Annotated in this window: 14 protein-coding genes and 1 riboswitch; of the genes, 6 read left to right on the top strand and 8 right to left on the bottom strand. The window is 35.2% G+C overall.

The features are described from left to right. The first annotated feature begins 103 nt into the window (after window positions 1-103). Window positions 104-694 (top strand): HD domain-containing protein, encoded by a 591-nt coding sequence (locus PFY09_RS19555; RefSeq protein WP_271160801.1) that lies wholly within the window; start codon window positions 104-106, stop codon window positions 692-694. A gap of 89 nt (window positions 695-783) precedes the next feature. Here the strand turns inward: PFY09_RS19555 and PFY09_RS19560 are convergent, their stop codons facing one another. The 3 genes from PFY09_RS19560 to PFY09_RS19570 form a co-directional block, all read right to left on the bottom strand. Then, a complete protein-coding gene (locus PFY09_RS19560) occupies window positions 784-1167 on the bottom strand; it encodes an acyl-CoA thioesterase (RefSeq protein WP_076392338.1) in 384 nt (127 codons plus the stop codon). Between the two features lie 109 nt (window positions 1168-1276). After that, window positions 1277-1454, bottom strand: a riboswitch (cobalamin riboswitch). Between the two features lie 63 nt (window positions 1455-1517). Continuing rightward, window positions 1518-2312, bottom strand: a complete 795-nt coding sequence (locus tag PFY09_RS19565) for a hypothetical protein (RefSeq protein WP_271160802.1) — start codon at window positions 2310-2312, stop codon at window positions 1518-1520. A 114-nt stretch (window positions 2313-2426) separates the two neighbouring features. Next, window positions 2427-3386, bottom strand: coding sequence for a helix-turn-helix domain-containing protein (locus PFY09_RS19570; protein ID WP_271160803.1), 960 nt, complete (start codon window positions 3384-3386; stop codon window positions 2427-2429). A gap of 229 nt (window positions 3387-3615) precedes the next feature. On the opposite strand from PFY09_RS19570, the gene PFY09_RS19575 reads away from it, so the two are divergent. From PFY09_RS19575 to PFY09_RS19585, 3 genes are read left to right on the top strand one after another with little or no spacing between them, the layout of a single operon-like run. Next, entirely contained in the window at window positions 3616-5001 is a 1386-nt protein-coding gene (locus PFY09_RS19575; protein WP_268053560.1) for a hypothetical protein, read from the top strand. A 25-nt stretch (window positions 5002-5026) separates the two neighbouring features. Beyond that, on the top strand, window positions 5027-5452 hold the full coding sequence (locus PFY09_RS19580; protein WP_108409775.1) for a transposase: 426 nt from the start codon (window positions 5027-5029) through the stop codon (window positions 5450-5452). Next, window positions 5428-5754 carry a helix-turn-helix domain-containing protein gene (locus PFY09_RS19585; RefSeq protein ID WP_271160804.1) on the top strand — a complete coding sequence of 109 codons (327 nt, stop codon included), beginning with the start codon at window positions 5428-5430 and terminating at the stop codon, window positions 5752-5754. The genes PFY09_RS19580 and PFY09_RS19585 overlap by 25 nt, the downstream gene beginning before the upstream one ends. A gap of 1 nt (window position 5755) precedes the next feature. Here the strand turns inward: PFY09_RS19585 and PFY09_RS19590 are convergent, their stop codons facing one another. From PFY09_RS19590 to PFY09_RS19605, 4 genes are all read right to left on the bottom strand, one after another. After that, entirely contained in the window at window positions 5756-6424 is a 669-nt protein-coding gene (locus PFY09_RS19590; protein WP_271160805.1) for an ATP-binding cassette domain-containing protein, read from the bottom strand. A gap of 410 nt (window positions 6425-6834) precedes the next feature. Then, a complete protein-coding gene (locus tag PFY09_RS19595; RefSeq protein WP_271160806.1) occupies window positions 6835-7446 on the bottom strand; it encodes a hypothetical protein in 612 nt (203 codons plus the stop codon). An 85-nt stretch (window positions 7447-7531) separates the two neighbouring features. Further along, window positions 7532-8023, bottom strand: a complete 492-nt coding sequence (locus PFY09_RS19600; protein ID WP_076392356.1) for a YcxB family protein — start codon at window positions 8021-8023, stop codon at window positions 7532-7534. Further along, window positions 8024-10171, bottom strand: coding sequence for an endonuclease MutS2 (locus tag PFY09_RS19605; RefSeq protein ID WP_271160807.1), 2148 nt, complete (start codon window positions 10169-10171; stop codon window positions 8024-8026). 366 nt (window positions 10172-10537) lie between these two features. On the opposite strand from PFY09_RS19605, the gene PFY09_RS19610 reads away from it, so the two are divergent. After that, window positions 10538-11041: a GNAT family N-acetyltransferase gene (locus tag PFY09_RS19610; protein ID WP_271160808.1), complete on the top strand. Its 504-nt coding sequence runs from the start codon at window positions 10538-10540 to the stop codon at window positions 11039-11041. A gap of 157 nt (window positions 11042-11198) precedes the next feature. Continuing rightward, complete coding sequence (locus tag PFY09_RS19615) at window positions 11199-11840, top strand: uracil-DNA glycosylase (protein ID WP_271160809.1); 642 nt, start codon at window positions 11199-11201, stop codon at window positions 11838-11840. Here the strand turns inward: PFY09_RS19615 and PFY09_RS19620 are convergent. After that, the gene (locus PFY09_RS19620) at window positions 11827-12318 is read right to left on the bottom strand and encodes a hypothetical protein (protein WP_271160810.1); all 492 of its coding nucleotides are present in this window, start codon (window positions 12316-12318) and stop codon (window positions 11827-11829) included. The genes PFY09_RS19615 and PFY09_RS19620 overlap by 14 nt on opposite strands. Between the last annotated feature and the right edge of the window lie 4 nt (window positions 12319-12322).

The raw sequence follows: 12322 nt of genomic DNA on the forward strand, positions 1-12322 counted from the left end.
TTTTGTGTAGAAACTTTAACAAAGTCAGGTGGATTTTTTAAGTAAAAAGGATAAAAAATATTCTAAATGATTGAGGAATAATGACGTCTAAATAATATATACAATGAAAATACAAAAGGAAATCGATTTTATTCTGGCTGTTGATGCCCTGAAAAATGTACAAAGAAGAAATTACAATGCAGACGATTCACGAAGGGAAAATACGGCGGAACATTCATGGCAGATTATTATTCTGGCGCAGATCCTTTTTCCGTATGCGAAAAACAGAGCAGATATCGATTTGTTGAGGGTAATCAGAATGTTGTCTATTCATGATTTGGTGGAGATTGAAGCAGGAGATACTTTCATATTTGATGAAGCGGCAATGGTTGGGAAATTTGAAAGAGAGAAAGTTTCAGCTCAGAAAATCTTCGGAATTTTAGACGAACCGCTGCGCTCCGAATTTTTTAATCTTTGGCAGGAATTTGAGGAAGAGCAGACTCCTGATGCAATTTTCGCCTGCGCGATCGACCGCATTATGCCTTTTATTTTAAATTCCCATACTTCAGGAAAAAGCTGGACGGAAGCCGGAGTCACGGAAAAGCAAATAAGAAATATGCTGGAAAATGCCATTGTAAGAGCTTCAGATGAATTGGGAGAGGCTTTTCAATTGTTGCTGCTGAAAAATTTGGAAACTGAAAAGGTATTGAAATAGAAAGGTTTCGGCGGGCTTTGCCCGCCGAAACCGCCTTAAAGAACATTGAAAATATTGGATTCCGGCGACAGAAGGTCGCCGGAACCTTTTTATAAGATTTGGATAGGTTTCTTAAACTCATCAATCGCTACAAAAGTAAAATCGCCTACGATCGCTCTTTCCCTTTCATACGAATACATCTGTTCCGTGAAAATTTCCACATTTACTTTCATACTCGTTTTTCCGACGTGAACCACTTTTCCAATCAGTTCAACAATGGTTCCGGCAGGAATCGATCTTTTAAAATCAATCTTATCGCTGCTTACGGTTACCACGCGTTTTCTTGCAAATCTGGTGGCAGCAATAAATGCCACTTCATCCATCAGTTGCATCGCTGTACCTCCGAAAAGGGTATCGTAATGATTGGTTGTGTTCGGGAAAACCGCTTTGAAAATTCGGGTTTCAGATGCTTCAATTCTTTCTTCTGTAGTCATATATCATTATTAATTAAAGCGAGATGAAAAATAGAAGAACAACAGAAAAAGCAGAGACAGAAATCTCTGAGTGTCCATTAGATCAACAAACTTCAAATCGCGAAAGTTTTTTGTTATGAAGAAAAAGGCAGGTCTCCTGACTTGTAACATCTTTATTTCCTTCCCATGACCAGCACAGTGGATTTTAATAAAGACTTCAGTTACTTACAGTTGCGCGACAGCTCGTGATTTTCACACGATTCCCTTTTAATCTGCAGTTAAGCAAAACCAGTTTCCTGAAAAGTAACAGACTTTACAAAAGAGTTAAAGACGGATGCTTTTCGGGTACAAAAATAATGATTATTAATGAATTATTCGGGAGTTTTATAGATGATCTGGCTTTCGGCTTTTCCCTGTTTGATAGTCCAGATCGTTGTATAGCGGTTTTCACCGGAACCGTTAATCATATATAGAAAAATATGATCATTGTCGATGGCGGTTACCCCAACATTATTGAAATCCATTGTAGGCTGAAACATATTTTTAATGGCGTCTCTTACAAAAACAGAACCTCTTCCCGGCTGCTGAACGCGTACAGATTTTATTTCGGTTAAACCTTCAGGTAATTCCTTTCCTATACCCCAGGCTTTTACTTTGTCAACTTTAATAATATTTCCATTGGCATCTTTTTCCTGTTTCTTGATGTGCGCATAGGAAGGATAAACATCAATGATGACTTTTGTTCTCTGATTTCCCGGAATTTTAGGATTGGTATCGTCTGTAAAGATCAGAGATTTTCCGTTCTTGGATTTTGAAGGCGTAAATGGTGCTAATTTATCTACAAAAACCACACGGTTTTTATTAACCATACCTTCTTTAGTAATGCTGTCGTATCTCACGAAAGGTTTTTCCGTGTCCTCTTTTTCAGGATATTTTATCCAGATCCATTCCGTTTCTCCCGGTGCAGGTTTTTCGTAAATAAAAACATCTCCTGTTTTCATACGGATTTTATCGACGATTTTTCTGTAGTCGTCTTTATGAACGCGCACCATTGCATAACCTTCTTCAGCTTTTACAACACCGAAAGGAACTTTATTCTGACCTTTCGCCAACACAAAAGAAAAAACACCGAAAACTGAAAGATAAAATGCTTTACGTAGAGACATCATCATGAAATTTTTTGACAGTTCAAATATATAAATTAAAATTTGTTTAAACTTTTCAAAAGTATAAAAGTAAACTGATGAATGTATCTAAACTAATTTAAATTAAAAAAACTGTCATGAAACCTTTGTATTGGTTTTCTGTATATATTCACTCGGAGTTACCCCTTCTATTTTCTTGAATACTTTATTAAACGTTGACTGATTTTTAAATCCGGCTTCAGAATAGATATGCATTAAAGTCATCGTTTTCAATTCATCACTCTGTAATTTATCTTTTACATATATCACTCGATGCGTATTGATGTAATGATTAAAATTATCGAATCCGTTGATTTTTATGGCTTTGGAAATATAATTGTTATTCACTTTAATCGTACTGCTGAGCTCAGAAATCGTTAAATCTGCATTTCTGAAGAGTTTATTGCCAATCACCTCATTGTCTATTTTCTCAAAAATATTTTCCGCAAGTTGTAAATCTTTATCTGCAACCGGAACGGGTTTGGAAATCTTCTTCTCAATAAATATATCTTTATTCTTTAAATTTTGAATCTGGCTTTTGTAATAAGTTCCTAAAAATATCTGTATCAGATTGACGGTAAGGATGAAAGCATCTGTAAGACGTCCTTTTTCAAGATCATTAAAAGGATATCCGAAATAATCGTTTCCGGCAAATATACAGCAAAAGCTTATAAGAAAAATGGCGTATACGGTAAAGAAAACAACTTCTCTTTTAGAAAAAAAAGTATAAGCCCAGAATGGCAATGTAACAATCCATATCAGACTGCAGACAGAAATATTCCAAAATCTGAATATGATAAACAGATTGTAGAGCGGCATTACAATAATGAAAATTTTTACGACTTTAAGAACATCATAGTTATTGCCTACTATATAAAAAGGAAGCAGTAATGAAAAAAAACCTCCGATGAGATAATAAACCATTACCGGATCTTTCATATAAAATGAGAAAACCAGGATGAATGTAATAAAAGTTACACCCAGTATATAGACGTATCTGTTGGCGAGCTCTCTTTTCAGATTAAGCACTTCGCTCTCAATATTTTTTTTCCCCATACCAATCTAATATAATAAAATTCAGAAAATCACTTATTAATTATTTTGATTATCAGTAGTTTATATTAGTTGCAATGAAAAGCCATTTATCATTTATCTTTTGTTTTAGACTCGATAAAGTGACTTTATATTTGCAATGTGTTTTTCAGTTAGCAAAATTACAATAAAAATTTAAGCTTTATAATTGTTAATATAAATATCTGATGAACCCCCTTAAAAAACATATATTATGACGAACAAAAAAAAATTATTTCTTCTCATTTCCTTTACAGTTTTGGGATTTAAATCTTTTGCTCAGGTTGGTATTAATACCACGAAACCGCAAGGTGTATTTCACGTAGACGGCAAATCTACTTCTGCCACAACGAATGATCCGAACAACGCACCAACAGATGTACAGTCTTCCGACGACTTTGTTGTTAAGAGTAATGGAAGTGTAGGTATTGGTACGGTAAATCCTGACGGTTCCGCTATACTCGACATGAATGTTGATCAGCTGACCTCGGGAAACAAAAAAGGTCTTCTTGTTCCAAGATTGGCTTTGACATCAAGAACAGACATTACAACCATTCCTAATCCTGCAAAAGGCTTACTTCTCTATAATTTAGGAACAAATTCAGGATTCAGTTATTCAGGATATGTTTTTTGGAATGGAAGCGAGTGGCGACTGATAGAAGACACTTCTCCGGTTAGCGCAGTTGCTGTGTTAAACTGTAACGCGGCGGCGTTGGATCCATCCCAGTTGATTGACGGCAATACTCCTACAGCGATTACTTCCGGAACTATTATGAAAATACCATATTCCGGATCAAATGGAGGTCAGTACAGCGGAATTACATTATACTCCGTTGGAAATCCCGGAATTACAGCAACAATTGCAGGCGGAAAACTGGAAGCAGGATCAGGTTCTTTGGTATTTGCGGTACAGGGAACTCCTATTGCTTCGCAAACGTCACCTGTTGGGATTACATTTGATCTGACTCCTTTTATTACCGCTAATTCGGGACTTACAGGCTGTAGCTCAGTTACCGTAGGAACTCAGGTGAATGCTGACATTAAAACAGTAGCTGTGATGGATTACATGAAGTTTATTACAGATCCGGATACAGGAGTAAAAGGGTTTGTAGTAGAAGCAAAAACGCCGGATGGTCTTTATACAGTAAGAGTTTTTATGAGACACTCTGTTCAGAATGCCACGGCAACGGCAACAAACAACTTAACATCTACAGCAAGCGGAGCAGAAAACAATGTACAGTTGCGAAATAACTCCAGTACAGCAAAAACCATTATGTGGAATTACTCTACATTTTATGGTGGACAGATTACAGATGCCGGAGGAAATTTAGTGGTTCCTTCACAGATTCCTGGTGGAGGAGACGGAAATACCTGGAGATCATTATCTACCTCTAATGCAGGAGCATGGGGTAATCCGGGAATCTATAATGCCAGCAACAGCGGACCGGAATATCGATACTATTCCTGGATTGATACTTCCACAACCTCCAAAGTAGCTTACATAGCGACTGTAATGGCAGGGATGGATCCTTCGGCTACTGCAACACAGGTTACCAAACAAAAAGTTTTTATTAAAATCGAACAGATTACAGGACAATAGTAAATATAATACACATTGATGAAAAATGAATTTCAAGGACATCCATATTGGTAAGTTTATTGAAATTAAGGTTACAGAATGTGGGATGGAAATTTCCCACATCTGTAATTATTTTAATCTCGGAGAAAAAGATATACTAAGAATGTATGATTCTTCACACATAGACAGTGCACTTTTACTAAAGTGGAGTAAACTTCTTAATTATGATTTCTTTAGACTTTACACACAGCATTTAATATTTTATGCACCCCCTTCTTCCAATTTAAAATCAGCACTTAATAAAAAGAAGACCTTAAAATCCAGTTTCAGAAAAAATATCTACACACAGGAAATCATTGATTTTATCCTCGAATTGATGGAAGAAAAAAAACTATCAAGACATGAAATCTATGAAAAATACAAAATTCCTAGCACAACACTTTACAAATGGATATCAAAGAGAAAAAAATAAAGAAAACAGTTCCGGACTACAAGCAGATTTATAGTGATTTAGTTGCATTGAAATATCCTGAAAAACTGGATCAGTGTACACCAATCCTTCAGAAAAGAGAATTGGATTTCTTAGAAGTCTTAGAGATCAATAATATTTTAAAACCCAATAAGACAGATCAGAATTTGAAATCATATGATAAATCTACCATTCTGAAAATTCTGGATTACCAGAAAAAAAATAATTTAAACAATACTGAACTGGCTATTAAGTTTAAAATGAGCAGAAATACGGTAGGGAAATGGAAAAAAATATTCTTCTGAATTAATCTGAATAGGAAACCGGAAGATAACCGTGCCGTTGCAATTCTTTTAAATCTTTAATCTGCCTTAAATAAGAATCAGAAAGAAGATAAATTTCATCTGAAACTTCCAACACTTCCTTATAGCGATGATCTGAGAGGATAATTCCTTTCTGTTGTGATTGTTCTTTAATTATTCTCTGAATTTCAACAATCATTTTTGGAGATAAAGCGTTAAAAGGTTCATCCAGAAGAATAAACTTTGAATCGGAATATAAAATTAAAAGAACCTCAACAATTTTCTTCTCACCGCCGGAAAGACTTCCAGAAGTTTCATTTAAAAAAGGTTTTAACAAATCTGATCCAGTGAGCTGATCTGCATTTTCTTTATTACAGAAAAGTGAGATCAGTTTTTTAATTTTTACACCCCTCGGAAGAAAAGAATGCTGAGGTAAATAAGCAATCCTTCCTTTCCTGTCCATTTGGTTTTGTAAAATTTTATCATCCACTCTTACAAACTGAGAATCGCCTTTCTCTGTTCCGAAAATAATTTTTAAAAGAGTAGATTTTCCCGTACCGTTTCTTCCAAGCAATCCGATAATCTTTCCTGCTTCACAACCCATGTAGATATCTCTCAGAATTTTCTTTTCGTTAAAAGATTTTGTAACACTGTCAACATGCAATTTGCTCATATCAATTTTGTAATCACATTAACAATTACCCCTGCTGAAAAAGTGAAGATCCAAAGAAAAACTTTTGAAAACCCGAAATTGGCAAAGAAAAAATATTCATTTTTAAATCTTAATTCATAAATAAGATAATGAAAAGCCGGAAAAAATACCAAAAAACACAATCCGAAATTGTCAGCCGTAAAACCAAGTAGGGTATTCATCAACAAAGAAAATAGAACAGCAGGAATCAATAATTTTACATAGAAAATCCAGAGAATTCTTATATTTTTAACCATATATTATATCTGTTTAAACTAATTTTGAATTCAACCAAAGTTAAATCAATTGATTATAAAGTTTCTACTAAAATATCTTAAGCTCTCAGAAGAATAAAAATCTGAAATTTTTTAGAAACTGATAACCAAATATCGTTAAATTTTCTCCAGATCTTTTTTTGAAAAAAACAGATAAGAATAGATTCCAAAGAAAACAAAAACAACTGAAAATAAAACGGCAGCAATATAAAAAGCATCTCCGAAACTGTACGCAATATTTATTTTTCCATCCATTCCCATTCCTGTGGTATGTTCCATATCTTCCATTTTAGCTTTAAAACTCAGATAAAATCCTAAAAACCCAAGAAGTCCGGTTAAAGAAACCCCAAGATGATAAAGATACTTGTTTCGTATGGTTTTCATCAGTTGCACAGCAATTCCCGCAATCGCCATTAGAAAAGAAAGAATAACAAACGGATTTGGCGAAATATCACCTTTGTCACTTTCTTCCTGAGAATCATCGGATGACGTTGAATGATCTTCCTGATTGCTTACGGAAGATGCATAAGGAGAACTTTTTTTAATGCTTTCTCTCATTCTTTCGTCCATTTTTTGCTTAGAAACTCCCGTTATCAGATCAGTTCCCTTTACAGACATCAAAGTAACGTTACCGCATTTCACAAGGAAAAAGGGAAATAAAAAACAAAGGATAATTACAGTATAGCTCGGTATCGGCAGAAAGTCGGACAGCATTTTTAAGGTCTTCATAAATTATTGTTTGGGGTAAAAATATAAAATTTAAAATAAAAGAGCGTCCTGAACAGACGCTCTCATGAGATATTTTGTAAGTACATTACTCTTTTCTGAGTTTTGCTTTTACATTATTTTCTGTAATCATTCTTCGCAATCCGGTAATCTCATCCTTCGTAAAATACTTTTTCGGAACCATATTCATCGTCTGTGCGCTTTGGTAGATTAGAAACCATTCTTTATTTTCCTTCACTTTATAAACCGTATTCCATGCAAATTCTGCATCAAAAGTTTCTCCTTCTGTACGGATTTTCTCTTCCGTAAAAATATATGTAATATGTTCCTGAATCTTTTTATTGGAACTGAAAGCAAATTTCAGCCGTAAAAAAGACCGGATCACGATAAACAGAAACATAATTCCAAGCCACATTGAAGCCGAAAGCAAAATTTCCTGTTCAGAATTGCCATCCGCAAACAGTTTTACAATAAAGAAAAGCAGAATCAGCAAAGGAAAAGCAATAAGCCTTATTAAAGAACTTTTGAGATGAAACATCAGAAAATCCTTAAAACTGATATGAGTTTTTACCGTTATCATTTAAATTCTTTCCAGTTCGTCTGCGTCAATCATTGTTTTAAAAGTTCCGTAATTCACAATTACTTTATTACGCGAAATTTTTTCAATCGTTCCCACACTCGTGCTGCCGGAAATACGGACGCGTTGCCCGACTTTCATCCAAAGAGCGCGGTCGGTTTTGCGTTTTTCCTCCAGTTTCTCATTGGTTTCCGTAATTTTTTCAATTACTTCTTCCTTTTTAAGCTGTTGGGTAATCTTCCTTTTCACAACTTGCAGACGTTTAGACTCATCTTTATCTGCTCCCAGTTTTCTGAATTTTTCCTGCTCAAGAATTTTTACAAAATCTTTTACCACATCTTTTCTGGATTTCCCTTTTACGTAGCTGTCGATAAAAGCCTCAATCTTGTTCCCAAACTGCAGTTTACGGTGCTCTTCTTCATATAATTTCTGGAAATTGAATAGCTTCTGCTGAAGCTGTTCATTCAGTTTCTGAAGGTTATCGCGCTTATCTTCTACAGATTCTTTTCTTTCGGCAAGATCGGTCTTTAGTTTTTCCACTTCATATTTTTCCTGCTGAAGTTTTACAATCGTTTTATCCAGATTTACAATATCATGTTCCACCTTTTTCTTGGCAGAATGAATAATGAATCTCGGGATTTTATTCTTTTCCGCCACCTCAAAAGTAAATGAACTTCCCGCTTGTCCCACTTCCAGTTTATACATCGGTTCCAGCGTTTCTTCATTGAATAGCATTGCGGCATTCTGGGCATTCGGAAGCTGTTCTACAACAAGTTTAATATTGGTGTAGTGCGTCGTAATGATTGCAAAACTTTTTTTGTCATAGAAAAACTCAAGGAAACTTTCTGCTAACGCACCTCCCAGTTCAGGATCGGAACCTGTACCGAATTCATCGATTAGTAAAAGCGTATTCGCTTCAGCTTCACGAATGATTCCGGACATTTTCTTCAATCTTGATGAATACGTCGAAAGGTGATTTTCAATCGACTGATTATCCCCAATATCGGTCATGATCTTATCAAAGAAAAACATTTCCGATTTTGGATGTGTCGGAACAAGAATTCCGCTCTGGATCATCAGTTGAAGCAAACCAACCGTTTTCAGCGTAATGGATTTTCCTCCCGCATTTGGTCCGGAAATACAGATGATTCTGTTGTGTTCCGTTAAACTCAGCGTCTGAGAATAGATCGTTTTATTTTCCGCTTTATTCCTTAAAAACAGTAAAGGATGGAACGCTTCTCTTAATCTTAACGTTTTGTGGCGGTTGATTTTTGGTAAAACACCGTTGATAAGTTCAGCAAATTTTGCTTTTGCTCTTGTTAAATCAAGGTCGAAAATATACTTCTGATATCTCCAGAGCTGAGGTTGGAATTCCGCCAGTTCTGCGGTAAGCTGTCTTAAAATCTTATCAATTTCCTTTTTCTCTTCCTCCTCACTTTCACGAAGTTTGAAATAATGCTTTACTACGGAATCCGGCTGAATATAAGTGATGGAACCTGTTTTTGAAAGTCCCAAAACCCTTCCCGGAACTCTTCTTTTGAATCCCGATTTTACCGCTAAAACTCTTTGGTCATCAATAATCGTTTCGCGGATATCATCCAGAAAATCACTCTGTCCGTAAGTCGTTAACGCACGGTTGAAATTTTCCTGAATCGCTTTTTTCGCGTGCTGAATTTCACTTCTTAATCCTTTTAAAACAGGAGAAGCTTCACTTTTAACCTCACCAAAACGGTTGAACACTTTATCAACTTTATCAATAATCTCTTTTCTGAATTCCAGAACAGAAACATCTTCCATGAGAGTAGGGAAGGTTTCCGGCATGGTCGGGAAGAACTTCTGCAGTTTCCCGATTTGCTCCGTGATGGTTTTGATTTTGATGAAAGCGCTGTTTTCCAGTCGGTAATTTTCGATCAGCATAAGCTTCAGCTCACTTTCGATATCTTCATATTCATCAAACGGAATTGCATTTGAACTTTCAAAACTCGAAAGATACTCGGAAGTTTTTTTCAATGAAAGTTCTGCCTCGTCTATTTCCATCGGACGAAGTTGAAGAATTTTTTCTCTTGTTTTCGGAGAATACGCAAAGGGAGAAATTTCCGCGAGCAATTGCGGAAACTCTAATTCGTTTAAATCTTCTTTATTTATATACACAGTGCAAAGATAATTAATTTGAAAATGAAATAATTTGAGAATTTGAAAATGATTTATTGATTTGATCTCTTTTATTAATATAAGCTTCGGCAAGTCCAGTTTGATATTTTGTAACGCTTCGATTGTATTCAGGATGTTATCTTTTTGTAAAGTTTTTCTGAAATCATTAATGTGCTGTATAATGAGATAAATGTTTGATTTTAATTTTAAAACCTAACAGGTTTCTAAAACCTGTTAGGTTTACAAATGTTTAACAGTCTCCATTGAATTGTTGGACTTTGTTCTACACTTATTTCAATAAAATTTTTGTGATTTTTGTATCAGAAATTAGTGAGTTTAATTACTAAATTTATGTAAGTTTGAACTATGAAGCTAGAAACCGAAAGATTAATTCTGAAACCCATCGACGAAAGTTATACGGAAGACATTCTAAAGATCAGAAGCAATGAAACCATCAACCAGTTCGTACACCGAAATCCTCCTAAAAACAATTATGATGCGCTTCAGTTTATTTTAACCATTAAAGAAAATACCCGAAATCAGACGTCTTTTTATTGGGGAATTTCGTTAAAAGACCAGCCGAATCTGATTGGAACCATTTGTCTCTGGAATTTTTCCGAAGACCGAAAAGAAACAGAAGTCGGTTATGAATTATTACCGGAGTATCACAGAAAAGGAATCATGTCGGAAGCTTTGGCTGTAGTCGTGGATTTTGCATTTAAAAATTTACATTTGCATGAAATTGTTGCGATGACGCACAAACTCAATGAAAATTCAAAAGGGCTTCTTTTAAAACATGATTTTGTATTGCAGGAGGGTAGAAAGGATGAAGATTTTCCGGAGAATCTGGTTTTTAGTTTGAAGAAATAATTTTCTTTGTCATTTCTACGAAGGAGAAATCTTTTTTTATTTTAATCATTAAATTTGCGCTAGATTCTTCATTGCGCTTTGCTTAATTCAGAATGACAAGTTGGCGTAAAAATTGAATTTTCAAATTAATTCATTCTCAAATTTTCAAATTTAAAAAATGACCTGGACAGAAATATTAGCCCCGATAAAAAACACAGAATACTTTACCAATTTATGGGAAAAAGTAAAGCAGGAATATGCAACCACTAAAGTTTTTCCACCAAAAAATCAGATTTTCAGAGCGTTGGAAATTACGCCTTTTGAAGATATCGAAGTAGTGATCATAGGGCAGGATCCTTATCATAATGATTATCAGGCAAATGGTTTATGTTTTTCCGTTTCCGAACAGGTAGCTGCGCCGCCTTCTCTGAAAAATATTTTTATTGAATTAAAAGATGATTTAGGTGTTGAAAGAACTTCAAAAGAATTGGACGATTGGGGAAAACAAGGCGTTTTACTGTTGAATGCAACATTAACCGTTCGTGCGCATTCTCCGAATTCACACAAAGATTTAGGCTGGGAAAAATTTACAGATTTCATCATCAAGGAAATTTCAGATAAAAAAGAAAACGTGGTTTTTGTTCTTTGGGGCGCTTTTGCACAAAAAAAAGCCGAACTCATCGATCCGGCTAAACATTTTATCTTAAAATCTGCGCATCCTTCTCCGTTTTCCGTTTACAAGGGATTCTTTGGAAGCAGACCTTTTTCAAAAATTAATGAATATCTGGTTTCAAAAGGGAAAAAGCCTATTTCATGGTAGGATTTTCTCCTCCTTTTTTAATGGTAATTCCTATTTTGTACTTTCCGTTCAAAGCCTTTGCTCCGTCTGCAGAAGCAGGATAAGGCTGAACATCCGTTAAAGAAATAGTATATCCGTTAAATGCAGCCGACTGATGATAGTTTCTGCCTTCATTGTCCATACTGGCTAAATTCAGAACCACAGGTCGGGTTGCAGTTCCCATTACTTCAACCTGTGCCACGGCAACACCTGCCCAAATGCAGTTTACGTCTTTTGGGCAACGGCTGTCTTCAGAAATTCCTTTGAAAGTTACATTCATCTGATATTCTTCAAGGAATTTGTTTTCACCCTCGTTGAAATAGATGATTCCACCATCTTTGCTGGTTACTTTGGTAACGCCTGTTTTATCCGTGTTCACTTTTAATTTATTTTCTTTTTGAGCATTACAGTTCATTAAAAACAATGAGCCTAAACTCAGGATAAGCATTTTATGTAGCATAATT

The organism is Chryseobacterium gambrini (assembly GCF_027920505.1).
Lineage (GTDB): Bacteria > Bacteroidota > Bacteroidia > Flavobacteriales > Weeksellaceae > Chryseobacterium > Chryseobacterium gambrini.